This is a genomic window from Sutcliffiella horikoshii, assembly GCF_019931755.1.
Taxonomy (GTDB): Bacteria; Bacillota; Bacilli; order Bacillales; family Bacillaceae_I; genus Sutcliffiella_A; species Sutcliffiella_A horikoshii_E.
Window position 1 is genome coordinate 973,052 of the sequence record NZ_CP082918.1, and the last position, 25,562, is coordinate 998,613.

Here is a 25,562-nt window from a genome sequence, read left to right on the forward strand (position 1 = left end):
AGGTTACTACAACTCACTAAGCTTTTTTCTAGAAAAAAAGCCCGCAAATTGAAGTTTGCGGGCTGTAGTAAAGAGATTAATCATTCTGTGGATACTGCTGGGTCTGCCTGTTCTTTGACAGGATTGACTTGCAGGAAGAAGTCTGCCGGGTTGTCGAGCATTTGCTTGATTTCTGCGGCTTCTTCTAGTTGGTGTTGATCTAGCAGTGATTGATGATAGATGGAAAGCAATTCCTCAACATCTTTCAAACCAGCTGCATTCAATGGTTCGATATTCACTTTTGCACCTTTTGCGATACGGCGTTGAAGTGCTTCTTTCGTCAAGCCCATTTCTGGCTGGTGGCGAAGGTAGACGGCTCCACCTGTCATACCTGCGCAGATCCATGGGCCAGGGTCACCAAGGACAAGGCCGCGGCCATTTGTCATATATTCAAACGCAAAGCCTTTAATATTGGCGTTGACTCCAAGGTTACCATGTTCAACAGCTGGGATAGGAGTGGTAACTTTCCCGCCGATGATCATGTCAGCTCCGGATAGACGGATCCCTGCGCGGGCATCGGCGTTTCCTTGAACAACAAGTGCACCTTTTTGTGCGCCGTAGCCAAAGCCTTTTCCGACAGAACCGTTATAGAACTTTCCGTCTTTTCCTTTATATTTGAAGACGAAGATGCTACCGCCGAATGCCGTTTTTCCGATACCATCCTGTGCGCCACCCTCAACTTTAATGTTGATACCGGTGGAGTTGTAGGCGCCAAGTCCGTTACCAGGAATAGAGCCTTTGTTGTAGCGAAGTTCCACTTCAGGAAGCTCCAGGTATGAGCCATCCAAACGTCCTCGTACACGGTGGCAGGAAACTCGGCTACCAAGGACACGTTGTTCTGCTGTTACCGCATCAAATTGACGGGATTCATGCAGGTCGCTTTCTTGGTAATCCAGATACTCTGCACCAGCTGCAACAAGAAGCTTTTCTTTTTCCATGCTTGCCGCCACTTCTTTTTGTGCAAGCTGCGGTACGTCTAACGTATGAAGCAAGTTGGAAAGGTCCAGTGATTCCAAGCCGCGCGTCTGTTCAAGAAGATCAGAGCGACCGACGATTTCTTGCAGGTTGTCAAAGCCTAAAGAAGCGGTTAATGCTTTCAGTTCTTCACCAAAAGCAGTGAACAGGTTCATCAAGCCTTGTACGGCAAGATCTGATTGTCTAGGAACAAAGCGGCGCAGGCCGTGATCTTTTGCTTGTGCTTCGGATTCGATTTGCGTTGCGATTCCAACGTGACATGTATCCAAGTGACAGCCGCGGCATGTTGTACAACCGATGGCGATCATGGACAGAGTTCCGAATCCAATGCGGTTCGCCCCTAAAAGCATAACCTTCATGCAATCCAGTGCGCTCTTGATTCCGCCGTCCGCCCATATTTCCACTTTGTTGCGGAGACCGGATTCAATCAACGCGTTATGCGCAGCTTTCACACCAATTTCAACAGGTAAGCCTACATATTGAAGAGCATGGATTCTTGCTGCCCCTGTACCGCCGTCAAAACCACTGATGGTAATGATGTCGGCACCAGCTTTTGCGATTCCGACTGCAATCGTTCCGATATTAGGAACAACCGGTACTTTCACGGCAACCTTCGCCTGGTCGTTGGCTGTTTTTAGCTCGGCAATCATTTGCGCTAAGTCTTCAATAGAGTAGATGTCATGGTTATTGGATGGTGAGATTAAATCTGATCCAATTGTTGCATTACGTGCTTCGGCGATTTTAGCTGTAACCTTAGATCCAGGTAGATGTCCACCTTCACCAGGCTTTGCTCCTTGCCCAATCTTGATTTCCAATAGGTTGGAGGAGTTAAGCAGCTCGGCATTTACTCCAAAACGTCCGGAGGCAACTTGTTGACCGCGCGTTTTTGGATATTTTCCAAGCATATCTTTGATCTCGCCGCCCTCACCATTCAGGCTGACCATGTTCAGTTTATCTGCAGCTTCCGCATAAGCTCTGAACGCAATCTCGTTTTGAGAACCGAAGGACATGGAAGCGATAACGAATGGCAAATCATGTGCGCCAACCCCGATATTCACTTTTTCTTTTGCAGGTTGTTTGCCGGCGACCTTCAAGTCAGTCAAATGACGGATGGTGATAGGGTTTTTCGTTTCTTGTTCATCCAGTTTTTCACGATAGTCATCGTATGTTCCGTTCTTCGCCACGTCCCCAATTGCTTTCCAGATACGAGGGAAGAGATGGAACGATTTGCCTGGACGCGCCTTTTCATCTTCAAAGTCCACTGCACGATCTGCAGCATCCTCTTTTAATTTTGTAAAATTAAAGCCAAGTTTATCAGAGCCAAGGAAATTGACGATTCCAAGGGCATCCTCGACTTCTTTATGAAGTCCGATTGCCGAGAACAAGCGACCGTATCCTCGTAATTCATGAATTCCGATGGTAGAGATTACTTTTTCCATTCCTTTAGTCAGTGCCCCGAAAAGGTTCACAACAGGCTTTGTAGTGTCATCACTCACCGTACCAAACAACAGGTATGGACTGATGGCATTTGCCCCAAGTCCGATTGCCACCATCACATCATGAAGGGAACGAATGGCACCGGAACGAAGCATTAGTGCACATTTACGACGATACTGATGCTGGACAAGCTCTTCGTTAATGGCTGCCGTCACAAGATGCGGATCCATCCAAAGCTGGCCATCTTTATGTGCTTGGGCATCATCAATGATCAATAAAGTTTTGCCGTCTTTTACAGCTTCTACCGCTTCCGCTTTTAAGCGGTCCAATGCAGACGTGATATCTTCATCCGAACCACAGGTAGCATTTACGTAATAGGTCAGCCCTTGTGTGTGGAACTGGTTTACTACTTGGTCGTAAGAAGGCTGCCCCATTTCTGCGGCGCAATCCATGCCAACCTGGCCTTCTACTAATAATGGAGAAAGAAGTTCCATTGTGTAGCCATTTGGTACTTCGTCTTCTTTTTGCAGGGCAGGACGGGATCCAAGAACCGTTCTTGTGGAAAAGTGTTCTGTCTCGCGGTCACGGTCAATTGCCGGATTCGTTACGACCGCTACGCTTTCTTTTATAAAATCGGCGATATTGTTGCGGCCTGGATTCATGGCAGCAAGCGGTACGTCATGACCAAGGGAACGGATAGGTTCGGCACCTTTTTCCGCCATCTGTTCGATCAACTGGATATGCTCACGGTCCCAACCGAAAGCTGCGTAATGTCCGTTATGCACTTTTGCAAGTGGAGCAGTAGAAACATAGCTATCAAGTTTTGGTGCATTCAGGCGTTCAGCGAATCCTTCCAAAGCAAATTTCTTGTTCATACGCTGATAGACTTCTTCCTGATACGCATGATAGTCATACACTTTAATTGTATCGCCATCCCATTTCATCCCAACTTTTTCACCAGGAGAGAAAGGCTTCGGCTCTGCCGTGTATTCCGTTGTCGGAATGATACCAGGTTCTGATGAAAAATAATACGAAGTTTCTGTCTGAAGCATCCAAACTGGACGCAAGCCAAGGGCATCTAGACTAAATACCGCTTCGTCTTTATTGCGGGAGATGATACCTGCAGGACCTTGTGCAAAATGGCCCCATGTTTCACGCACATATGTGTAAAGGTCCTGTAAATGAGCAGGATAGCTTTTAATTTCATTGACAATCGGCGGGAAGACGATATCAAGCGCTTCAAATAGTGTGAATCCGTCGCGTGAAATCAGTGTATCGATTGTTCTGTTCAAGTCCTGAGAGTCACTTCCGCCATTTGTCAACGGCACGCCAATCATCGTTGCTTCATCGCGTAGCTTTGCGATCGTATTGATCTCACCGTTATGACCTAGGACGCTAAATGGTTGCACGCGAAAAAAGTTAGATAGTGTATTGGTAGAATAGCGGTTATGTCCAAGCGTCATAGTAGATGCTACAAGCGGGTTTGCCAGGTCATGATAGAATTTTGGCAAAATATCGCCGGCACCCATTACTTTGTAAACGGCATGATAGTTGGATAGGGACGCAACATGTACGTCATCATTTTTTTCGATCTCAATGGCAGCATGAAATAACTGCGCTTGCGTGCAATCTTCTTTTTCTGAAACTAAAGCAATCTGCCAGAACACCGGGTCTTGAATGATGGCAATCGGTCCTAATGCTTCAGAAGATGTAACCGTGTCAGATGCAAAAACTAGTTTAAGAGATTCTTTTTCTAAAATACTTATAATCTCTTTTTTCACCTGGTCCACATCTACATGGTGATTAATGAAGAAGTGACCGACTACGAAGTCTTCGCGGTTTACAAGAGAAGCGTCCTGATCAGCTTTCTCTAACTTTTCCTTCCAGAGTGCGCGGGGGATATCGATATGAATACCGACACCATCACCTTCACCGTTAATGAAACCTGCACGGTGATTCATTTTGACAAGAGCATCTATACAGTCATCAATATTTTTCTTTGTTGGGATTCTTTTCTTTTCAATAGCGGATACAATACCACATGCATCGTGTTCTGCGTTGTGAAAATCTTTAAATGTACTTGGACTCCAATTTTTCATATGGATTGGCTGTTAACTAGGGATATAAGTGGGGACCCTAACTAGCCATTCACCTCCTGTGGTTTGATAGTTTGATAAGAAAAACCTGTGCAGTTAAATAGTAGTAGCTATACGTTCTGCGTGAGGTAAGCTCGGCGGTTTTCTTATAAATAGGTAAAAAGTGAGGAAAAATAAATAAGGGAATTTTCAGACTTTAAATTATATACTAACATTTCAAACAATAAAAATCAATTTTTTATGCAAAAAAGTGAAGAGGTCATACAAGTGGAGGGGGAGAAAAAGTGTTTATTTGTAAGCGTTTTCAAGGTTTGGTTTAGAAAAAGACAGCGCATATGTGTACACGCTGTCTTGTATATTTATGCATTCGCTAATTCTTTGAATGCGTGCTTAACTGCATCTAGTGTCACTCTTACATCTTCTTCGGTATGTTCGGTTGTCACAAACCATGCTTCGTATTTAGAAGGGGCAAGGTTGATTCCTTGATTCAGCATCAGTTTGAAAAACTTAGCAAACTGTTCGCCATCTGTATTTTCCGCCTGTTCATAGTTGACTACTGTTTCATCCGTAAAGTAGATGGTAAGTGCTCCTTTGAGGCGGTTGATGGTAATGGTAATTCCGTACTTTTCTGCTCTTTCCAGAATGCCTTCTTCCAGCAAGCGGCCGATATGATCAAGATGTTCGTAGACTCCTTCTTTTTGGAGAACTTCCAAGCAGGCAATTCCTGATAAAATGGATGCCGGGTTACCTGCCATGGTTCCTGCCTGATATGCAGGGCCAAGTGGTGCAACTTTCTCCATAATCTCTGCGCGGCCGCCGTATGCACCAATCGGAAGTCCGCCGCCGATGATTTTTCCTAGCGCCGTCAGGTCAGGTGTGATTCCAAGCATGTCCTGTGCTCCGCCATACATAAAGCGGAATGCTGTAATAACTTCATCATAGATAACTAGAGCCCCAGCTTCATGACTGATGTCGTTAACTGCTTGAAGGAAGCCAGGTTTCGGTTCCACGATACCAAAGTTACCGACGATTGGCTCTACAAGTACGCCCGCAATCTGGTCGCCCCATTTTTCCATGGCTTCACGGAACGGTTCGATATCGTTGAAAGGAACCGTGATGACTTCATTGGCAATGCTCTTTGGTACTCCCGCGGAATCTGGTGTACCAAGTGTTGCCGGACCAGATCCTGCTGCAACTAGAACAAGATCCGAATGTCCATGATAGCAGCCGGCAAACTTGATAATTTTGTCGCGACCTGTGTAGGCACGTGCCACGCGGATGGTCGTCATTACTGCTTCCGTACCGGAGTTGACGAAACGAACCTTGTCCATTCCAGGCATCGCTTCTTTGAGCATTTTCGCGAATTTCACTTCATGGGGAGTTGGCGTTCCGTATAGGACCCCAGTTTGTGCCGCTTTTGTAATGGCTTCTGTTATATGAGGATGGGCATGGCCAGTGATGATCGGGCCGTATGCTGCCAGATAGTCGATGTATTTGTTGCCGTCCACATCCCAGAAATAAGCTCCTTCAGCGCGTTCCATTACTACCGGTGCACCGCCGCCAACCGCTTTATAGGAACGTGACGGGCTGTTCACACCGCCGACGATATGTTGCAGGGCTTCTTCGTGTATTTGTTGTGATTTAGAAAAGTTCATATTTAATTGAATCCTCCTGGTTCATTTGTTTGGTAAAAGAAATGATACGTTATTTTATCATGAATGTGGTAGCGATGTAATGGAAAACGGAATTCCCAAAGCTTCCCGTTTGAGTGTTCCCCCTCACTTGTAATACACTAGTCTCTATGAGCTTTTTTCAAAAGAGTAATCTTCAAATGTTCATATAAAAGAAAGGAAGTAACCTAGATGCATAATGTCATAGAAGTGAATGCACTTCGCAAAGAGTTTAAAGCATATTCTAGTCGTTCTGGTTTAAAGGGAGCGTTCCGCGATCTTTTTACGAGAAACTATAAAATAGTGCCAGCTGTCAACGATGTTTCTTTTACCATTAAACAAGGGGAAATGGTAGGGTACATCGGGGAGAATGGTGCAGGAAAGTCGACCACCATTAAAATGCTGACAGGAATTCTCACTCCGACATCCGGGACCGTTCGCGTTAATGGCATGAACCCCCATAAAGAAAGAGAAGAGTTTGTCCGTTCGATTGGTGTTGTATTCGGTCAGCGCTCCCAGCTTTGGTGGGACATCGCGGTTCAAGAATCGTTCCGCCTCCTGAAAAAAGTATATAAGGTCTCAGACGAGGATTACAACGAGCATATGGAACATGTCATTAAAACGCTCGATATCGGCCATCTCCTCGATAAGCCGGTACGAAAGCTGTCGCTTGGACAGCGGATGCGTTGTGAACTGGCTGCAGCGCTCATTCACAATCCTCCACTACTTTTCTTGGACGAGCCGACAATCGGCTTGGATGTATTGGTAAAGCTTAAGATCCGCCAGTTTTTGAAAGAAATAAACGAAAAATATAAAACAACCATTCTATTAACCACGCATGACATGGCAGACATCGAAGCACTCTGCGAGCGAGTGGTCATGTTAGATGAAGGAAAAGTCATTTATGATGGTTCACTCCAAAAGCTTCGTAACAACTGGGGAGAAGGAAAGCAGATTCGATTCCAGTTCGCTCAAAACGTGACAGAAGAACAACTCACCCCGCTGACTCCAGATCTTGAAGTGCTCTGGAAAAATGAAGGAAAAGAAACAATTTGGAGCGCTGTTGTTTCGAAAGAAGAAGAGGAAATTTCTGAACTTATTGGCAGGGTAGTAGGTCAATTTGCCATCACAGATCTCACCATTCAAGAGATTTCCACAGAGGAAATTATCCGCAATATTTATGATAAGGGAATGGTGGCCGGGGCTGGCACGGAACCAACCTCCGAAAAGCTGCCGGTGGTCACTCATGGATAAGTATATTGAAATGATACGCATTCGCTTTTTAATGATGCTAGCGTATCGGACGAACTATTACTCTGGGATTCTTATTTATAGCATTAATATCGGAGCCTATTATTTTCTTTGGCAGGCGATCTATAGTGGAAAAGAAGATATCCAAGGCATCTCCACCATTCAAATGACAACATATGTCGCTGTCGCTTGGATGGCTCGTGCATTTTATTTTAATAATATAGACCGAGAAATTGCACAGGAGATAAAGGAAGGAAAGGTTGCCGTCGAATTGATCAGGCCGTATAACTACCTTGGCATGAAAACCATGCAGGGACTTGGAGAAGGGATTTTCCGCCTGGCATTTTTCTCAGTACCAGGGATGGTCATTGTGGCACTGGTCTTTCCATTGGAATTCTCCGCAAACATTGCTACATGGGGACTTTTCGGTATTTCGATTATCTTTAGCTTTATCGTGAACACACAAATCAACCTGCTGACAGGGATTATGACGTTCTTCCTATTTAATAATGACGGACTTATCCGTGCCAAGCGTGTCGTCATTGATCTGTTTTCAGGGTTGTTGTTACCAATCAGCTTTTACCCGTTATGGGCACAAGATGTCATGAGCTTTCTGCCGTTTCAGGCAATCAGTTATATCCCGAGTATGATTTTTACAGAGGGCATTACAGGGAATGCGGTATTTCAGGCCTTATTCATGCAGGTGGTCTGGGTATTCATCCTGATTATCCCGATTCAATTGCTGTGGAATCTGGCAAAAAAACAACTAGTCGTGCAAGGAGGGTGAGGAATGTTTTATGTTTCGATGTTTTTTCAATACATTGGCCAATATTTAAAAACACGGTTCCAATACAGAGCTGACCTTGTGGTGGAAATCCTCTCCGACTTGTTGTTTCAGGCGGTCAATCTGGTGTTTATCCTGGTTGTCTTTGGCCATACACAGTTTTTGAGCGGTTGGAGCAGGGAGGAAATCATCTTTATTTATGGCTTCTTCCTCATACCTTTTGCTCTGTTTTCCTCGTTTTTTAACATTTGGGATTTTAATGAACGATATATTGTAAAAGGGGAAATGGACCGCATTCTGACAAGGCCGATTCATAGCCTGTTTCAAGTTGTACTGGAGCGGATGGAGCTGGAATCATTATTTGGGGTGTTTACAGGTGCAGCCATCATGATCTATGCCGGCAACCTGCTAGATCTCACTTTTGCTTGGTACGATTATCTTCTATTAATAGTCTTTGTGCTTGGCGGAGCGCTTGTCTATGCCGGAATATTCGTCCTGCTTGCAAGCATCGGTTTTTGGTCAGACGCCAGAACATCGATCATGCCGATGATGTACAATATCGGAAACTATGGAAGGTATCCTGTTGATATTTACAACAATGTCATCCGCTTTGTTCTGACCTGGATACTCCCATTTGCCTTTGTCGGTGTCTACCCGTCTGCATACTTCCTCGGTAGGTCCGAGTGGTATGGATACGCGTTTATGACCCCATTTATCGGCGTGGCATTCTTTGTTCTATCTGTATTTGTCTGGAATGTCGGCGTAACCAAATATAGAGGTGCTGGAAATTAGAAATAGTGGATTGAAGCGGAAGGCACTCGACTCCGGCGGGAGGTAGCGGTAGCTTGAGACCCCTGAAGCGAAGTGAGGAGGCTCAAGCAGCGCCCCGCGGAAAGCGAGTGCCTGCAGCGAAAAGGAACGATCAAACTTTATACCAACAAAAAAGCATACCCGCTCTTCCGCCGCGTATATTGTACTAATGGCATGTCCGCGCATTGGAGGAGTAGGATGCTTTATTTATTTATCGTCATCTTCATATTCATCGCTATTTTCATAAGCTTTTCCCATGTTTTTTCTTCAGAAAGCAGAAGTATACCCTATGTATCAAAAGAAACACTCCTTCTGTTACTGTTGATATACTCGACACTGCTGCTTTCATTTGGTCTTTTATATACTGTTCTCCATATTGAAGGGCACCCCGTCCTTTTGGAAAGAGGCGAACTAATCAGCGGAAGTTACTTTTCCATTTTCTTTCGCTCTGTCTATTTCAGTGCCATCACCATATTGACGGTAGGGTACGGAGATATTACACCCATCGGTATCGGCAGGGCCATTGCCATGACAGAAGCATTAATAGGCTTTGTCATGCCGGCAGCCTTTGTGGTCCGGGTTGTCCTGCACATGGACGGGCGTGAGAGATAAACTATACTAATTCCCCTCATTTAGAAAACGGTTGGATAACTCAGATATCGGTTCCGGACAGTTGGCGTCAGCGTTCAAGGGAGTCTCTATGGACTTCTGGTTAACGCTGATTTCTTTATGATGTTCTGTTACTGCCCCTTCATGAAGTACATCTTCTTTTTTCATTTCACTTCCTCCATTCTTTTCATTTTTAATTAGTTTAAGTTATTTGACAAAGTATATGTATGACACCGCATTTCTTGATAATTCTTCTTTCTTTCGTTAGTCTTAAATAAACTGACTAAACATAAGGAGGAGTTTGTAATGACAATTGAACTTGGCAAAAAAGCCCCTGATTTTTCACTGCTTTCCAATACTGGGGAAACGGTTACCCTTTCAAGTTTTAAAGGCAAAAATGTCGTATTATATTTCTATCCAAAAGATATGACCCCTGGATGCACCACACAGGCGTGTGATTTCCGTGATATGCATGAAGACTTCTCGAATCTTGACTCGGTAGTACTTGGAGTCAGTCCAGATCCCCAATCAAGGCATGAAAAGTTTATTGATAAACACGGTTTGCCATTTATGCTCTTAGTAGACGAGGATCATGAAGTGGCAGAACTTTATGATGTGTGGAAGCTGAAGAAAAATTTCGGCAAAGAATATATGGGAATTGAACGTTCTACCTTCATCATCAATAAAGAAGGTGAACTAGTAAAAGAGTGGAGAAAAGTAAAAGTGAAAGGCCATGTGGAAGAGGCGTTGAGCTTTATAAAAGAGAACTTATAAGAGGAAAAGCCTTTTTTTCAATAATTAAGGCAAACGTCTAACTACAAAAGACTCCTAGGTGAGTATTTTATAGTGTAGGGCATACCTCCTCAAAAAGTTGACGTGATTAGAGTGTGAGCATAAAGCTTACACTCCTTTTTTATGATATGAATTTATATATTATGGGTAAAGTAAAGAAAGCCAACGGTGGGACAAGCACGTTAGCTTAATAAAGGATACATAGTATTAATATTATTTTAAAAATTGGTTATTTTGCGTGTATTACCTGAACCCTTCCATCCTTGAGTATTTTTTATTATACTGATAAAGGATTTTTTCTTGTTATTTTTTGAAAATTTAATAGATTGAGAAAGGGGATTTTATAATGGAAGCAACGCAAAAGAAACGCGGCTTTGTTATGCGTGCTCTTGACAGTATTGAGCGCGTTGGTAATAAGCTGCCTCACCCGGTAACGTTATTCGCTATTTTCGCGTTATTGGTAATTGTCGCTTCTGGAATTTTTTCCAGCATGGGTGTACAAGTAGACGATCCTTTAAATGAGGGAGAAGTTCTTACTGTCAAGAACTTAATGAGCTCAGAAGGAATTGCTTACATCTTTGAAAGTGCCGTTACAAACTTCACAGGTTTTGCTCCGCTTGGAACAGTGCTTGTAACGATGATTGGTATCGGTATTGCGGAGAGATCCGGACTTATCAGTGCAGGTCTTCGCGGCTTGGTAACATCCGTTCCTAAACAACTGATGACAGCTGCTCTAGTATTCGGAGGAATTATGTCTTCTATGGCCGCAGATGCCGGATATGTAGTATTGACACCTCTTGGTGCAGTGCTTTTCGCAGGATTGGGAAGGCATCCTCTTGCTGGACTTGCAGCAGCGTTCGCCGGGGTATCTGCTGGATTCAGTGCAAACTTGCTATTAACATCACTTGATCCGTTATTAGGGTCTTTAACACAAGAAGCGGCAGCAACGGTTGACCCAGAATATGCTGCAGGCATGAACTACATGATGAACTTCTACTTCATGTTTGCTTCTGTATTTGTTCTAACTATTGTTGGTACGTTCGTAACGGATAAAATAGTTGAACCGCGTCTTGGTGAGTACAAAGGTGCTTACAAAGGGGACGTTGACTTCTTAAAACCTGAAGAGAAAAAAGGTTTATGGGCTGCATTGTTTGCATTCATTGCAACTATTGCAGTAATGGCTTTGCTTGTTGTTCCTTCTTGGGGACCACTACGTGGAGACGGCTCATTCTTAGAAGCGCCATTCTTCCATACACTTGTACCAGTAATTCTAATTATGTTCTTCATTCCAGGACTTGTTTATGGAATGATCACTAAATCAATTAAAAATGACAAAGATGTAGCAAACCAAATGTCCGACACGATGGCAACAATGGGTGCATACATTGTACTGGCATTTGTGGCTGGTCAGTTTGTCGCTTACTTTAATGAAACAAACCTTGGCCTTGTTCTGGCGGTAAATGGTGCAGAACTCATCCAAGGAATCGGCTTTGATAGCGAAAATCGTTTCATGAGTATCCTGTTAATCCTAGTGTTTATGACTGTTGCTGGTTTCATCAACCTGTTTATCGGAAGTGCATCTGCTAAATGGGCAATCATGGCGCCGGTATTTGTTCCAATGATGATGGGTCTGGGGTATTCCCCTGAGCTTACTCAATTGGCATATCGTTTAGCTGATTCGACTACAAACGTCATCTCACCATTAATGCCATACTTCGCTATCGTTATCGCGTTTGCGCAAAAGTATGATAAAAAGGTTGGGATTGGTACACTGATCTCTACAATGATTCCATACTCTGTGTTCTTCTCCATCGTATGGGTTATCATGCTTATCGTTTGGATCCTTACTGGCTTGCCAATCGGACCGAACGCACCTATCGATTATGTAGGTTAATGAAATAAAACACCTGCTTGTCCATAATGGACTTGCGGGTGTTTTTTTGCTATAAGGAAAGAAGAAGCTTAAAAAATGAAGAGTAGGGGATGGGGAGTTAATGAAAATCTATACAAAAACAGGCGATAAAGGACAAACTTCTTTAGTCTATGGACAAAGAGTGGATAAAAATCATGCACGTGTAGAAGCATATGGAACATGTGATGAAGCGAACTCGATGATTGGTCTTGCAATGGCTTATCTAAACGATGAAGACTTCAATCGAAAAGAAACACTCTTGCAGTCTTTCTATAACATCCAAACCATCCTTTTCCACGTGGGAGCAGAACTTGCCACACCGGCTGGGAAAGAAGTGAAGTGGAAGCTGACAGAAAAGCATGTAAAAAGCCTGGAGGACGAAATGGACGAACTCGATGCAACACTTCCTCCTTTGAAAAATTTCGTATTACCTGGTGGTTCAAAAGCAGGAGCGGCTTTGCATAGTGCGCGAACTATCGTTAGGAGGGCGGAAAGATCTGCTGTGGGATTGAGTGATGAACTTTCTCCGAATGTACTTTCCTATTTGAATCGTCTTTCTGACTATCTTTTTGTCGTATCACGCTATGTAAACAGCCAATTAAAGAAGGAAGAACCGATTTTAAAGCCAGAGGTTTAAAATCCCTTTAACTTCATATAGATATTAGTATTAACATTGACAAAAATATCAATATCACGGTACACTAATTATAAATATTATAAAGTAATAATCTTTATGAAAAGTGAGGTGCATGACTGTGGCAAACGAACAATTAAAAGAAGCGCTCGAAACGCTAAAACAAACTGGAGTTCGCATAACTCCACAGCGTCATGCGATTTTAGAGTATCTTATTCAATCTATGTCCCATCCGACAGCTGACGATATATACAAAGCACTTGAAGGAAAGTTTCCCAACATGAGTGTCGCGACCGTTTACAACAACTTGAGAGTTTTTCGTGAAGTTGGTCTTGTAAAAGAATTGACTTACGGAGACAACTCCAGTCGTTTTGACTACGTGACAACCGACCATTATCATTTGATCTGTGACGAATGCGGCAAAATAGTCGACTTCCATTACCCAGGTCTTGATGAAGTGGAAGCGTTGGCTGCCCATGTTACTGGATTCAAAATTGCTCGCCATCGCATGGAAATATACGGTGTCTGCCCAGAATGTGACAAAGGGGCTCATTAACCTTTTGCATCTGGAAAAACAACCAATAAAAAAAGCTGGTAGGACTTAAATCCTATCAGCTTTCTTTTTTGAGTTATAATCTTCATTGAACTCTTTACCTTCAAGAGAAGGATCCATCGTTAACGGTTCGTTACAATACATGCACATGTCTACGCGACCAAGAACTTTAGTATGCTTCCCGCAGTTGGGGCAAACTACCTGTACGGCCTTTGTGGACAGCATGCCGATCCAAAAATAAACAACCGTGGAACCGACGATGCATAAAAGTCCCAATAACATAAACAAAGTCATGACCAACATGTTTCCTTGAAAGAATATTCCTATATACATAACGAAGAAACCGATAAAGACAAGACTGAGTGCAAAGGTTCTTATTTTATTGATTTTACTAGAATATTTACGAGCCATGAACACTACCTCCTAAAACAATATAATAGCACATTTTGTCCAAAAGTGGAGTTACAGTCACAGACATGTTGAATTTAGAAGTTGACCGAATGTTCTGGATTAAAAATGATAAAAAGGACTTTAAAAGAAAGTGTCGAATAATAGGGAGAACCCTTTTAAATATGGAGGTCTTAAGATGGAAGATTTACTTCGTCCTATCTATCAAGAACGCGCTAGTCAATCAAACACGCAAGGAATATTAATGATAGAAAAGAAAAACCCGGTCAGCCCAAATACCGATAAATTTGACGTTATTCTCTTTATGGTAGTGAAAGAGCTTGATGAATCCTTATACGTCAAACACTATGAATTGCTTCAAAAGAAAGCCGCCCTATACATCGCAAGCGAAAAACAACTGGAAGAATGGATCACGCTTGGAACGAACCGAAGAGTCATCGACTGGATCATCAACGGGAAAGTACTCTTTGACCGAAATGAGTTTATCTATGCGCTAAGAGGTAAGCTACTCGATTTCCCACTAGAAGACCGTAAGCTGAAAATAGGTTTAGAATTTGCAAAACTAATAAGAAGATATCTTGAAGGCAAGGATTTCTTTGATTCCAAACACTATATCGATGCCTATAACCATATCGTCCACTCTCTTCACCATTTGGCAAGACTGGCAGTGATCGATCACGGTTTCCACCCTGAAATAACCGTTTGGAATCAAGTAAAGAAAATCGAACCAGAAATCTACAAACTATATGAAGAGTTAATTCAAGGCGATGAACCTATTGATAAAAGACTAGAGCTGCTCTTCCTTGCTAATGAGTTCATGATCTATTCCAGAACAAGAACCGGAGCCAAACATTTAATAGAAGTATTAATGGAAAAAGAAGAAGCTTGGTCCTACAATGAAATGCTGCACCACCCTAAACTCCAAAAGTATTCAGTAGATCTCAGTGTACTGGTAGAATACTTAGTGGAAAAAGGCTTCCTGCAAGTAGAGAAGAAACAGACCAAAGGTAACGGTGTCTTTCACCGACTTTATCAGGTCGTGCCAGAGAAATAATAAAAATGGATGATGCTTAAAAGGCTCCTTGGAATAGTTGTTTTCTATAGGAGCTTTAGCATTTCTTGACCATTTGAAAATTATTTTAAAAAAGTTTAAAAGATGTGTTGACGATGTTTATTGTTACATGGTATATTATTATTCGTCGCCGCAAGAGAAAAGCTTAAACGCGACAACGAGAAAAAAGAAATTAAAAAAAGATGTTGACTTAAAACATCAAAACATGTTATATTAATAAAGTCGCTTCTGAGCGACAAACTGATTGAAATGATCTTTGAAAACTAAACAAAACAACAGCGTCATAACGTCGGTTCTACGGAACTGGCAAAATGATTTTAAGTAAGACAAGCTAGCAAATTTTGAGCAAAAGCTCAGACTCTTTATTGGAGAGTTTGATCCTGGCTCAGGACGAACGCTGGCGGCGTGCCTAATACATGCAAGTCGAGCGGACCTTTTAAAAGCTTGCTTCTGAAAGGTCAGCGGCGGACGGGTGAGTAACACGTGGGCAACCTGCCTGTAAGACTGGGATAACTTCGGGAAACCGGAGCTAATACCGGATAATATAAGGAACCTCCTGGTTCTTTATTGAAAGATGGTTTCGGCTATCACTTGCAGATGGGCCCGCGGCGCATTAGCTAGTTGGTGAGGTAACGGCTCACCAAGGCGACGATGCGTAGCCGACCTGAGAGGGTGATCGGCCACACTGGGACTGAGACACGGCCCAGACTCCTACGGGAGGCAGCAGTAGGGAATCTTCCACAATGGACGAAAGTCTGATGGAGCAACGCCGCGTGAGCGATGAAGGCCTTCGGGTCGTAAAGCTCTGTTGTTAGGGAAGAACAAGTGCGAGAGTAACTGCTCGCACCTTGACGGTACCTAACCAGAAAGCCACGGCTAACTACGTGCCAGCAGCCGCGGTAATACGTAGGTGGCAAGCGTTGTCCGGAATTATTGGGCGTAAAGCGCGCGCAGGTGGTCCTTTAAGTCTGATGTGAAAGCCCACGGCTCAACCGTGGAGGGTCATTGGAAACTGGGGGACTTGAGTGCAGAAGAGGAAAGTGGAATTCCAAGTGTAGCGGTGAAATGCGTAGAGATTTGGAGGAACACCAGTGGCGAAGGCGACTTTCTGGTCTGTAACTGACACTGAGGCGCGAAAGCGTGGGGAGCAAACAGGATTAGATACCCTGGTAGTCCACGCCGTAAACGATGAGTGCTAAGTGTTAGAGGGTTTCCGCCCTTTAGTGCTGCAGCTAACGCATTAAGCACTCCGCCTGGGGAGTACGGTCGCAAGACTGAAACTCAAAGGAATTGACGGGGGCCCGCACAAGCGGTGGAGCATGTGGTTTAATTCGAAGCAACGCGAAGAACCTTACCAGGTCTTGACATCCTCTGACACTCCTAGAGATAGGACGTTCCCCTTCGGGGGACAGAGTGACAGGTGGTGCATGGTTGTCGTCAGCTCGTGTCGTGAGATGTTGGGTTAAGTCCCGCAACGAGCGCAACCCTTGATCTTAGTTGCCAGCATTCAGTTGGGCACTCTAAGGTGACTGCCGGTGACAAACCGGAGGAAGGTGGGGATGACGTCAAATCATCATGCCCCTTATGACCTGGGCTACACACGTGCTACAATGGACGGTACAAAGGGCAGCAAAACCGCGAGGTCGAGCCAATCCCATAAAACCGTTCTCAGTTCGGATTGCAGGCTGCAACTCGCCTGCATGAAGCCGGAATCGCTAGTAATCGCGGATCAGCATGCCGCGGTGAATACGTTCCCGGGCCTTGTACACACCGCCCGTCACACCACGAGAGTTTGTAACACCCGAAGTCGGTGGGGTAACCTTTTGGAGCCAGCCGCCTAAGGTGGGACAGATGATTGGGGTGAAGTCGTAACAAGGTAGCCGTATCGGAAGGTGCGGCTGGATCACCTCCTTTCTAAGGAATGTACGCTTGTTGTTTTGTTTAGTTTTGAGAGAGCATTCTCTCAATAATGACAGTTCTTATGAATTGTCGCAGATAAATCATTCGATTTATCTCTGTTGTTCCTTGAAAACTAGATAATGTAACTAATATCAAGATATTCACAAAATATCGTTCATCTTAGTAATTTTCTTTATAGATATCATCGCTGATATCGACACATGACCATATTGGTCAACGGTTAAGTTATTAAGGGCGCACGGTGGATGCCTTGGCACTAGGAGCCGATGAAGGACGGGACTAACACCGATATGCTTCGGGGAGCTGTAAGTAAGCTTTGATCCGGAGATTTCCGAATGGGGAAACCCACTGCTCGTAATGGAGCAGTATCCTTATCTGAATACATAGGGTAAGGAAGGCAGACCCGGGGAACTGAAACATCTTAGTACCCGGAGGAAGAGAAAGCAAACGCGATTTCCTGAGTAGCGGCGAGCGAAACGGAATTAGCCCAAACCAAGAGGCTTGCCTCTTGGGGTTGTAGGACACTCAACATGGAGTTACAAAGGAACGGGGTAAATGAAGCGATCTGGAAAGGTCCGTCATAGAAGGTAAAAACCCTGTAGTTGAAACTTCGTTCCCTCCTGAGTGGATCCTGAGTACGGCGGGACACGAGAAATCCCGTCGGAAGCAGGGAGGACCATCTCCCAAGGCTAAATACTCCCTAGTGACCGATAGTGAACCAGTACCGTGAGGGAAAGGTGAAAAGCACCCCGGAAGGGGAGTGAAATAGATCCTGAAACCGTGTGCCTACAAGTAGTTAGAGCCCGTTAATGGGTGATAGCGTGCCTTTTGTAGAATGAACCGGCGAGTTACGATTACGTGCAAGGTTAAGTCGATGAGACGGAGCCGTAGCGAAAGCGAGTCTGAATAGGGCGCATGAGTACGTGGTCGTAGACCCGAAACCAGGTGATCTACCCATGTCCAGGGTGAAGTTCAGGTAACACTGAATGGAGGCCCGAACCGACTCACGTTGAAAAGTGAGCGGATGAGGTGTGGGTAGGGGTGAAATGCCAATCGAACCTGGAGATAGCTGGTTCTCTCCGAAATAGCTTTAGGGCTAGCCTCATGTGTTAGAGTCTTGGAGGTAGAGCACTGATTGGACTAGGGGTCCTCATCGGATTACCGAATTCAGTCAAACTCCGAATGCCAAAGACTTATCCATGGGAGTCAGACTGCGAGTGATAAGATCCGTAGTCAAGAGGGAAACAGCCCAGACCGCCAGCTAAGGTCCCCAAGTATACGTTAAGTGGAAAAGGATGTGGAGTTGCTTAGACAACCAGGATGTTGGCTTAGAAGCAGCCACCATTTAAAGAGTGCGTAATAGCTCACTGGTCGAGTGACTCTGCGCCGAAAATGTACCGGGGCTAAACGTATCACCGAAGCTGCGGACTGTTCTTACGAACAGTGGTAGGAGAGCGTTCTAAGGGCGTTGAAGCTAGACCGTAAGGACTGGTGGAGCGCTTAGAAGTGAGAATGCCGGTATGAGTAGCGAAAGAAGGGTGAGAATCCCTTCCACCGAATGCCTAAGGTTTCCTGAGGAAGGCTCGTCCGCTCAGGGTTAGTCGGGACCTAAGCCGAGGCCGAAAGGCGTAGGCGATGGATAACAGGTTGATATTCCTGTACCACCTCCACTCCGTTTGAGCAATGGGGGGACGCAGAAGGATAGGGTAAGCGCGCTGTTGGATATGCGCGTCTAAGCAGTAAGGCTGAGAAGTAGGCAAATCCGCTTCTCATTAAGGCTGAGCTGTGATAGCGAGGGAAATATAGTACCGAAGTTCCTGATTTCACACTGCCAAGAAAAGCCTCTAGCGAGGAGTATGGTGCCCGTACCGCAAACCGACACAGGTAGGCGAGGAGAGAATCCTAAGGTGAGCGAGAGAACTCTGGTTAAGGAACTCGGCAAAATGACCCCGTAACTTCGGGAGAAGGGGTGCTCTGTTAGGGTGTTAAAGCCCGAGAGAGCCGCAGTGAATAGGCCCAGGCGACTGTTTAGCAAAAACACAGGTCTCTGCGAAGCCGTAAGGCGAAGTATAGGGGCTGACGCCTGCCCGGTGCTGGAAGGTTAAGGGGAGAGGTTAGCGCAAGCGAAGCTTTGAACCGAAGCCCCAGTAAACGGCGGCCGTAACTATAACGGTCCTAAGGTAGCGAAATTCCTTGTCGGGTAAGTTCCGACCCGCACGAAAGGCGTAACGATCTGGGCACTGTCTCAACCAGAGACTCGGTGAAATTATAGTACCTGTGAAGATGCAGGTTACCCGCGACAGGACGGAAAGACCCCGTGGAGCTTTACTGTAGCCTGATATTGAATTTTGGTACAGCTTGTACAGGATAGGTAGGAGCCTGAGAAGCCGGAGCGCTAGCTTCGGTGGAGGCGTCGGTGGGATACTACCCTGGCTGTATTGAAATTCTAACCCGCAGCCCTTATCGGGCTGGGAGACAGTGTCAGGTGGGCAGTTTGACTGGGGCGGTCGCCTCCTAAAGAGTAACGGAGGCGCCCAAAGGTTCCCTCAGAATGGTTGGAAATCATTCGCAGAGTGTAAAGGCACAAGGGAGCTTGACTGCGAGACCTACAAGTCGAGCAGGGACGAAAGTCGGGCTTAGTGATCCGGTGGTTCCGCATGGAAGGGCCATCGCTCAACGGATAAAAGCTACCCCGGGGATAACAGGCTTATCTCCCCCAAGAGTCCACATCGACGGGGAGGTTTGGCACCTCGATGTCGGCTCATCGCATCCTGGGGCTGTAGTCGGTCCCAAGGGTTGGGCTGTTCGCCCATTAAAGCGGTACGCGAGCTGGGTTCAGAACGTCGTGAGACAGTTCGGTCCCTATCCGTCGTGGGCGCAGGAAATTTGAGAGGAGCTGTCCTTAGTACGAGAGGACCGGGATGGACGCACCGCTGGTGTACCAGTTGTCTTGCCAAAGGCATAGCTGGGTAGCTACGTGCGGACGGGATAAGTGCTGAAAGCATCTAAGCATGAAGCCCCCCTCAAGATGAGATTTCCTTTTGCTTCGGCAAGTAAGATCCCTGAAAGATGATCAGGTAGATAGGTTCGAGGTGGAAGCATGGTGACATGTGCAGCTGACGAATACTAATCGATCGAGGACTTAACCCAAATAAGTATCGAAATAAGTGAACGATATGAATATCTTGATAGGAACACATTATCTAGTTTTGAAGGAACAAAAAAAGATGAAAAAACATCTTGATTTTCTTCAAAGATATATTATAATAATATTTGTCTGGTAATGATGGCGAAGAGGTCACACCCGTTCCCATACCGAACACGGAAGTTAAGCTCTTCAGCGCCGATGGTAGTTGGGGGATCTCCCCCTGTGAGAGTAGGACGTTGCCAGGCTGGTATTAATCCACCATAGCTCAGCGGTAGAGCATTCGGCTGTTAACCGAAGGGTCGTAGGTTCGAATCCTACTGGTGGAGCCAATAATATGGAGAGCTGTCCGAGTGGCCGAAGGAGCACGATTGGAAATCGTGTAGACGGTCAACGCCGTCTCAAGGGTTCAAATCCCTTGCTCTCCGCCATTATCTTTGGCCCGTTGGTCAAGCGGTTAAGACACCGCCCTTTCACGGCGGTAACACGGGTTCGAATCCCGTACGGGTCACCAAAGTTTTTCCGAGACATTTACAATGAGTGTCCATACATAGGAGGATTAGCTCAGCTGGGAGAGCATCTGCCTTACAAGCAGAGGGTCGGCGGTTCGATCCCGTCATCCTCCACCATTAGTTTTCTAACATTCTTTATATTATCGCGGGGTGGAGCAGTTCGGTAGCTCGTCGGGCTCATAACCCGAAGGTCGCAGGTTCAAATCCTGTCCCCGCAACCAAATGGTCCCGTGGTGTAGCGGTTAACATGCCTGCCTGTCACGCAGGAGATCGCCGGTTCGATCCCGGTCGGGACCGCCATTTTCTTTGAAAATAGAATTAGGCTCGGTAGCTCAGTTGGTAGAGCAATGGACTGAAAATCCATGTGTCGGCGGTTCGATTCCGTCCCGAGCCACCATGATTTTTTCACCAAAGTGAAAAAATCACCATATAATGCCGGTGTAGCTCAGTTGGTAGAGCAACTGACTTGTAATCAGTAGGTCGTGGGTTCGACTCCTATCGCCGGCACCAGAAATATGGAGGGGTAGCGAAGTGGCTAAACGCGGCGGACTGTAAATCCGCTCCTTCGGGTTCGGCAGTTCGAATCTGCCCCCCTCCACCATTTCTTTTAAAATAAAAAGTAACAAATTGCATCATAGGGGCATAGTTTAACGGTAGAACAGAGGTCTCCAAAACCTCCGGTGTGGGTTCGATTCCTACTGCCCCTGCCAATTTTATAAAAATTATGGCGGCTGTGGCGAAGTGGTTAACGCACCTGATTGTGGTTCAGGCATTCGTGGGTTCGATTCCCATCAGTCGCCCCATATTTTATTTTATCGACTTATATAAAAGATTGAGTCGTTTTTATTTCCAGTTTTATTGGGCTATAGCCAAGCGGTAAGGCATCGCACTTTGACTGCGACATGCGTTGGTTCGAATCCAGCTAGCCCAGCCATTTTTGCGGAAGTAGTTCAGTGGTAGAACACCACCTTGCCAAGGTGGGGGTCGCGGGTTCGAATCCCGTCTTCCGCTCCAAATATTTCAGGTGGCATAGCCAAGTGGTAAGGCCAAGGTCTGCAAAACCTTTATCACCGGTTCAAATCCGGTTGCCACCTCCAATTTTATTAAAATAGTTATTCATATATACGAGACAAGCCGGGGTGGCGGAACTGGCAGACGCACAGGACTTAAAATCCTGCGGTAGGTGACTACCGTACCGGTTCGATTCCGGTCCTCGGCACCATTTGAATAATTATGATTGAGTATGCCGGTGTGGCGGAATTGGCAGACGCGCACGACTCAAAATCGTGTTCCTCTGGAGTGCCGGTTCGACCCCGGCCACCGGTACCAATCGCGGGTGTAGTTTAATGGTAAAACCTCAGCCTTCCAAGCTGATGTCGTGGGTTCGATTCCCATCACCCGCTCCATACATAACTTATCAAGACTCTGACCTTTGGTTGGGGTCTTTTTTGCGTCTTTGAAAGTTCAGCTTTTTTATCAATTAATAAAAGCCACAGGGCAACTGGTGCTCTGTGGCTTTTAAACGTGTTGTTGATTCTATTCAGTTAGCATGCCAATTCCTTTTTCAAGTTCTTTTAACACTTCAGGATCTTTTTCCGTTGCTTTATAATTTTGCAGTGATTCTAAAGCTTGCTTATCACCTATTTTTCCTACTGCCCAGGCTGCTGTTCCTCTTATTACCGGACGAGGATCATTTTTTAATAGACTTAGGAGATCAGGAATAGACGAAGTATCTTTGTAATGAGCTAGCGCAATAATGGCGTTTCGCTGTATCGGTTTTTTCCCACGCCAGGATCCAGAGATCTTACCAAAGTTCTCTTTAAATTCTCTGTTGGAGATGGTCAAAAGAGGTTTTAGTTTCGGTTTTACAATTTCAGGATCGGGCTCCATTTCAGGGTGAAGATGAAAGTTTTTGCCTTTATTTTCAGGACACACTGTCTGGCAAGTATCACAACCATATAGCCTGTTCCCTAATTTGGTGCGATATTCTTCGGCAAGGAAGCCTTTTGTTTGTGTTAGGAATGCAATGCATTTATTGGAATCGAGTTGTCCACCTTGAACGAGTGCACCTGTAGGACAGACTTCCACACATTTATTACAGGTCCCACAGTTGTCTTCTAGTGGTGTATCTGGTTCAAAGGGTAATGTAGTAATCATTTCTCCTAAATACACATAGGAACCAAATTCAGGCGTTATAATGGCACAGTTTTTTCCGCTCCATCCGATACCTGCACGTTCAGCAACCGCCCTGTCACTAAGCTCACCGGTATCTACCATCAATTTCATTAGAGCGTCTGGACGTTTTTCTTTTATAAATGCTTCTAGCAAGCTGAGTTTCTCACGTAAAATATCGTGGTAATCGACTCCCCAAGATGCACGGCAAAATATCCCGCGTCGCTCTTCCCTAGTGCTTCTTGGTGCGTCTTTCATTTTGGAAGGATAGGCAAGAGCAATAGCAATGATGCTTTTCGCTTTGGGTACTATGAGCTCAGGGTTAGTGCGTTTTTCTATATCAGGTTCCTCGAATCCTGATTGATAGTTGAGCTCCTGTTGAGTGATTAGTCTTTCTTTTAGACCAGTGAAGATTCCGGCGCTGGCAAATCCAATCTTATCAATGCCTATTTGTTTACTATAGGCGATTACTTCTTCTTTTAATTTTTCCTCATTCAATGTGAACACCTCCTTTATTGTTTTTTTAGCCAACCTATATTTTAACATATTTTTAAGAAGGATCATTTTGTTTGATATATCTAATTATATCCATTTTGAATCAAAAATCTTGAAGGGAGTATCGAACAAGTTATATGATACAATTACCATAATAATGAAAAGAAAGGGTGGGCTAGATGAGGGTTTTGGTTGCTGAAAATGTAGCTGGGAAGTTCGGTATCATTTTTTATAAAGATATTACAGTTGGTTCCTCTCCACAGATGTTAAAAGGCAGAATCCGCCTTTTCCAAGAATCACTTCACTTGGATTTAGAAGATAAGGATATGAAAGATATTCCCGGGGTGGCCGAGTGGCGTTCTGTATTCAAGGAAACAGGGACAGATCCATCTAGGTATCGTCCATCTGTCGAGGCGTTGTACCGTAGGGTGAAAAAAGGACAATTCCTACAACCGTTCAATTCAGCTGTCGATTTGAATAACTTTTTTTCTATGAAATATGAAATACCTTTAGGAATCTATGATGCTGATAAGATTACCGGCGATGTAAGGATTTCGGTGGGTGACGAGACTGTAAGCTATGAAGGGTTAAATGGACGAGAAATTAAGTTAACTAATATGCTTCACACGAGTGACGAGGCAGGTCCGTTTGGAAGTCCTTTTGTCGATAGTCGCAGGACGGCCGTCTCAGAGGAGAGCACTACTTCTGCGTTGCATGTTGTGTATTTCAAGCCTTCCATGGAAAGTGGGGAATGTGAAGAAATGCTTGCGGCGATTAGCGAGATGTTTCTGCAGGTTCATGGTGGAACGAGTGAGTATTGGGTTTTGGATTAAAAGTAGGTAATTAGGTTTGCCTGCTTTTTACTATATTTATGATGGGAGTGTTGTGGATGGTCTTAGTGTTGAAAGAGCGTAAGGAGCCTAGTGAGCTGAAGTTATTAAGGATGCTGAAGGCGCGCGGGGGCTTAGTGGATGAAAGTCGCTTTTGGAACTTGGAAAAAGGTTATCGGGGAGAGGTTCTATTTGATAAATGGTTCTCTGCCTTGGATGGCGAGTGGATTGTAGTGAATGATCTGCTGCTCGAGTATGGAGGCAGTTTGTTTCAAATCGACTCACTTGTGATTGGAGCGGATAGGGTGTACCTTTTTGAAGTGAAGAACTTTGAAGGTGATTTCTATCTAGATGAAGGAAGGTGGATGTCCATCAGTAATAATGAAATTAAAAATCCCTTGTTACAAATGCAACGGTGTGAAACCGCGTTAAGACAACTTCTCAGAAGCCTCGGATTTCAATCCTCCATAGAAGCTACCCTCATTTTTATAAACCCCGAGTTTACCCTCTTTAATTGTTCTCCTAATTTACCTTTCGTGTTCTGTTCCCAATTAAATCGGTTTTCTAAGAAGTTGTTGAAGCAATCTTCTAGTTCAGCAAGGCTAAATGCACGTCACTCTCGTTTGGCTGAGAAGTTGTGTGAGCTGCATATGGAGAAGTCGCCGTATGAACGGCTGCCTGAGTATAGGTATGAGGATTTGCGGAAGGGGATTGTTTGTGTTGGGTGTGGGGGGATGGGGGTTCGGCATGGAAGAAAAATGATAATTTGTAATGAATGTGATTTTAAAGAAGAATATAAAGCATCGGTAATCAGAAGTATTACAGAATTAATGAGTCTATTCCCTGAAAGACCATTAACTTCGAAAAATATCTTTGAGTGGTGTAATGGATTAGTTACATTAAGATCCATACAACGAATTCTTATAAAAAATTTTTCTTTAGAGGGATTTGGTCGATCTTCGCACTATATAAAATTATAATATATTTCTTGATGCTCTTTAGAGTAGAGGTAACGGCTAACGATGACAGAAACACTTAAAGTAGAGGAACTCTGTCTTCGTAGGGGCAGAACGATGACAGAACTTCAAAAGAGAAAGGAACTTTGTCATCATAGAGACAGAACGATGCCAAAACTTCAGAAACGAAAGGAACTTTGTCATCGTAGAGGCGGAACGATGACAGAACTTCAAAAAAGAGAGGAACTTTGTCATCGTAAGGGCGGAACAATGCCAGAACTTCAGAAACGAAAGGAACTTTGTCATCGTAGAGGCGGAACAATGCCAGAACTTCAGAAACGAAAGGAACTTTGTCATCGTAGAGGCAGAACGATGCCAGAACTTCATAAGAGAGAGGAACTTTGTCATCGTAGAGGTTGAATAGTACCATAACTCCCCCAACAAAGATCCAAGTGCAACCCCAGTTACCCAAAACCTTTTAACAAAGACC

General features: G+C 44.7%; 17 protein-coding genes, 17 tRNA genes and 3 rRNA genes. 32 read left to right on the forward strand and 5 right to left on the reverse strand.

Annotation, left to right across the window (positions count from 1 at the left end):
* Positions 1–80: 80 nt before the first annotated feature.
* Positions 81–4,550, reverse strand: a complete 4,470-nt coding sequence (locus K7887_RS05060; protein ID WP_223492488.1) for a glutamate synthase-related protein — start codon at positions 4,548–4,550, stop codon at positions 81–83.
* A gap of 356 nt (positions 4,551–4,906) precedes the next feature.
* Positions 4,907–6,202, reverse strand: coding sequence for a glutamate-1-semialdehyde 2,1-aminomutase (locus K7887_RS05065; RefSeq protein ID WP_223492489.1), 1,296 nt, complete (start codon positions 6,200–6,202; stop codon positions 4,907–4,909).
* 207 nt (positions 6,203–6,409) lie between these two features.
* On the opposite strand from K7887_RS05065, the gene K7887_RS05070 reads away from it, so the two are divergent.
* The 4 genes from K7887_RS05070 (at position 6,410) to K7887_RS05085 (ending at position 9,674) form a co-directional block, all read left to right on the forward strand.
* Positions 6,410–7,471: an ABC transporter ATP-binding protein gene (locus K7887_RS05070; protein ID WP_223492490.1), complete on the forward strand. Its 1,062-nt coding sequence runs from the start codon at positions 6,410–6,412 to the stop codon at positions 7,469–7,471.
* Positions 7,464–8,255 carry an ABC transporter permease gene (locus tag K7887_RS05075; protein WP_223492491.1) on the forward strand — a complete coding sequence of 264 codons (792 nt, stop codon included), beginning with the start codon at positions 7,464–7,466 and terminating at the stop codon, positions 8,253–8,255. The genes K7887_RS05070 and K7887_RS05075 overlap by 8 nt, the downstream gene beginning before the upstream one ends.
* A 3-nt stretch (positions 8,256–8,258) precedes the next feature.
* Positions 8,259–9,044, forward strand: a complete 786-nt coding sequence (locus tag K7887_RS05080) for an ABC transporter permease (RefSeq protein WP_223492492.1) — start codon at positions 8,259–8,261, stop codon at positions 9,042–9,044.
* 216 nt (positions 9,045–9,260) lie between these two features.
* Positions 9,261–9,674 carry a potassium channel family protein gene (locus K7887_RS05085; protein ID WP_010198147.1) on the forward strand — a complete coding sequence of 138 codons (414 nt, stop codon included), beginning with the start codon at positions 9,261–9,263 and terminating at the stop codon, positions 9,672–9,674.
* Between the two features lie 6 nt (positions 9,675–9,680).
* On the opposite strand, the gene K7887_RS05090 is transcribed toward K7887_RS05085, so the two are convergent.
* On the reverse strand, positions 9,681–9,839 hold the full coding sequence (locus tag K7887_RS05090) for a hypothetical protein (protein ID WP_223492493.1): 159 nt from the start codon (positions 9,837–9,839) through the stop codon (positions 9,681–9,683).
* A 138-nt stretch (positions 9,840–9,977) separates the two neighbouring features.
* Here K7887_RS05090 and bcp point away from each other — a divergent pair, with 138 nt between their 5' ends.
* The 4 genes from bcp (at position 9,978) to perR (ending at position 13,565) form a co-directional block, all read left to right on the forward strand.
* Positions 9,978–10,445, forward strand: a complete 468-nt coding sequence (gene bcp, locus K7887_RS05095) for a thioredoxin-dependent thiol peroxidase (protein ID WP_223492494.1) — start codon at positions 9,978–9,980, stop codon at positions 10,443–10,445.
* Positions 10,446–10,809: 364 nt separating this feature from the next.
* The gene (locus tag K7887_RS05100; protein ID WP_223492495.1) at positions 10,810–12,357 is read left to right on the forward strand and encodes an AbgT family transporter; all 1,548 of its coding nucleotides are present in this window, start codon (positions 10,810–10,812) and stop codon (positions 12,355–12,357) included.
* 100 nt (positions 12,358–12,457) lie between these two features.
* Complete coding sequence (locus tag K7887_RS05105) at positions 12,458–13,012, forward strand: cob(I)yrinic acid a,c-diamide adenosyltransferase (protein ID WP_223492496.1); 555 nt, start codon at positions 12,458–12,460, stop codon at positions 13,010–13,012.
* A gap of 118 nt (positions 13,013–13,130) precedes the next feature.
* Positions 13,131–13,565, forward strand: coding sequence for a peroxide-responsive transcriptional repressor PerR (gene perR, locus K7887_RS05110; RefSeq protein ID WP_010198161.1), 435 nt, complete (start codon positions 13,131–13,133; stop codon positions 13,563–13,565).
* A 45-nt stretch (positions 13,566–13,610) separates the two neighbouring features.
* Here the strand turns inward: perR and K7887_RS05115 are convergent, their stop codons facing one another.
* On the reverse strand, positions 13,611–13,973 hold the full coding sequence (locus K7887_RS05115; protein WP_010198164.1) for a YgzB family protein: 363 nt from the start codon (positions 13,971–13,973) through the stop codon (positions 13,611–13,613).
* A 175-nt stretch (positions 13,974–14,148) separates the two neighbouring features.
* Between K7887_RS05115 and K7887_RS05120 the strand changes: the two genes are divergently transcribed.
* From K7887_RS05120 to K7887_RS05220, 21 genes are all read left to right on the forward strand, one after another.
* The gene (locus K7887_RS05120; RefSeq protein WP_223492497.1) at positions 14,149–15,024 is read left to right on the forward strand and encodes a nucleotidyltransferase-like protein; all 876 of its coding nucleotides are present in this window, start codon (positions 14,149–14,151) and stop codon (positions 15,022–15,024) included.
* 380 nt (positions 15,025–15,404) lie between these two features.
* Positions 15,405–16,956: ribosomal RNA gene (locus tag K7887_RS05125) — 16S ribosomal RNA — on the forward strand.
* A 224-nt stretch (positions 16,957–17,180) separates the two neighbouring features.
* Positions 17,181–20,112 (forward strand): 23S ribosomal RNA (locus K7887_RS05130).
* Between the two features lie 126 nt (positions 20,113–20,238).
* A 5S ribosomal RNA gene (rrf, locus tag K7887_RS05135) occupies positions 20,239–20,355 on the forward strand.
* The 16S, 23S and 5S rRNA genes sit together here with 17 tRNA genes alongside, the layout of an rRNA operon.
* Positions 20,356–20,364: 9 nt before the next feature.
* Positions 20,365–20,439: transfer RNA gene (locus K7887_RS05140), tRNA-Asn, on the forward strand.
* A gap of 7 nt (positions 20,440–20,446) precedes the next feature.
* Positions 20,447–20,538: transfer RNA gene (locus K7887_RS05145), tRNA-Ser, on the forward strand.
* A gap of 8 nt (positions 20,539–20,546) precedes the next feature.
* Positions 20,547–20,621, forward strand: a tRNA-Glu gene (locus tag K7887_RS05150).
* Positions 20,622–20,660: 39 nt separating this feature from the next.
* A tRNA-Val gene (locus tag K7887_RS05155) sits at positions 20,661–20,736 on the forward strand.
* Between the two features lie 27 nt (positions 20,737–20,763).
* A tRNA-Met gene (locus tag K7887_RS05160) sits at positions 20,764–20,840 on the forward strand.
* Positions 20,841–20,843: 3 nt separating this feature from the next.
* Positions 20,844–20,919, forward strand: a tRNA-Asp gene (locus tag K7887_RS05165).
* 21 nt (positions 20,920–20,940) lie between these two features.
* A tRNA-Phe gene (locus K7887_RS05170) sits at positions 20,941–21,016 on the forward strand.
* A gap of 37 nt (positions 21,017–21,053) precedes the next feature.
* Positions 21,054–21,129, forward strand: a tRNA-Thr gene (locus K7887_RS05175).
* A gap of 7 nt (positions 21,130–21,136) precedes the next feature.
* A tRNA-Tyr gene (locus K7887_RS05180) sits at positions 21,137–21,220 on the forward strand.
* Between the two features lie 35 nt (positions 21,221–21,255).
* Positions 21,256–21,329 (forward strand) — tRNA-Trp (locus K7887_RS05185).
* Between the two features lie 17 nt (positions 21,330–21,346).
* Positions 21,347–21,422: transfer RNA gene (locus K7887_RS05190), tRNA-His, on the forward strand.
* Positions 21,423–21,478: 56 nt separating this feature from the next.
* A tRNA-Gln gene (locus K7887_RS05195) sits at positions 21,479–21,553 on the forward strand.
* Positions 21,554–21,558: 5 nt separating this feature from the next.
* A tRNA-Gly gene (locus K7887_RS05200) sits at positions 21,559–21,633 on the forward strand.
* A gap of 9 nt (positions 21,634–21,642) precedes the next feature.
* Positions 21,643–21,716 (forward strand) — tRNA-Cys (locus K7887_RS05205).
* A 36-nt stretch (positions 21,717–21,752) separates the two neighbouring features.
* Positions 21,753–21,841 (forward strand) — tRNA-Leu (locus K7887_RS05210).
* 23 nt (positions 21,842–21,864) lie between these two features.
* Positions 21,865–21,948: transfer RNA gene (locus K7887_RS05215), tRNA-Leu, on the forward strand.
* Between the two features lie 3 nt (positions 21,949–21,951).
* Positions 21,952–22,025 (forward strand) — tRNA-Gly (locus K7887_RS05220).
* 130 nt (positions 22,026–22,155) lie between these two features.
* Here K7887_RS05220 and queG read toward each other — a convergent pair.
* The gene (gene queG, locus K7887_RS05225; RefSeq protein WP_223492498.1) at positions 22,156–23,289 is read right to left on the reverse strand and encodes a tRNA epoxyqueuosine(34) reductase QueG; all 1,134 of its coding nucleotides are present in this window, start codon (positions 23,287–23,289) and stop codon (positions 22,156–22,158) included.
* A gap of 176 nt (positions 23,290–23,465) precedes the next feature.
* Here queG and K7887_RS05230 point away from each other — a divergent pair, with 176 nt between their 5' ends.
* The 3 genes from K7887_RS05230 (at position 23,466) to K7887_RS05240 (ending at position 25,492) form a co-directional block, all read left to right on the forward strand.
* A complete protein-coding gene (locus K7887_RS05230; protein WP_223492499.1) occupies positions 23,466–24,119 on the forward strand; it encodes a B3/B4 domain-containing protein in 654 nt (217 codons plus the stop codon).
* A 56-nt stretch (positions 24,120–24,175) separates the two neighbouring features.
* Positions 24,176–25,096 carry a nuclease-related domain-containing protein gene (locus tag K7887_RS05235; RefSeq protein ID WP_223492500.1) on the forward strand — a complete coding sequence of 307 codons (921 nt, stop codon included), beginning with the start codon at positions 24,176–24,178 and terminating at the stop codon, positions 25,094–25,096.
* Positions 25,097–25,189: 93 nt separating this feature from the next.
* Positions 25,190–25,492 carry a hypothetical protein gene (locus K7887_RS05240; protein WP_223492501.1) on the forward strand — a complete coding sequence of 101 codons (303 nt, stop codon included), beginning with the start codon at positions 25,190–25,192 and terminating at the stop codon, positions 25,490–25,492.
* Positions 25,493–25,562: the final 70 nt, after the last annotated feature.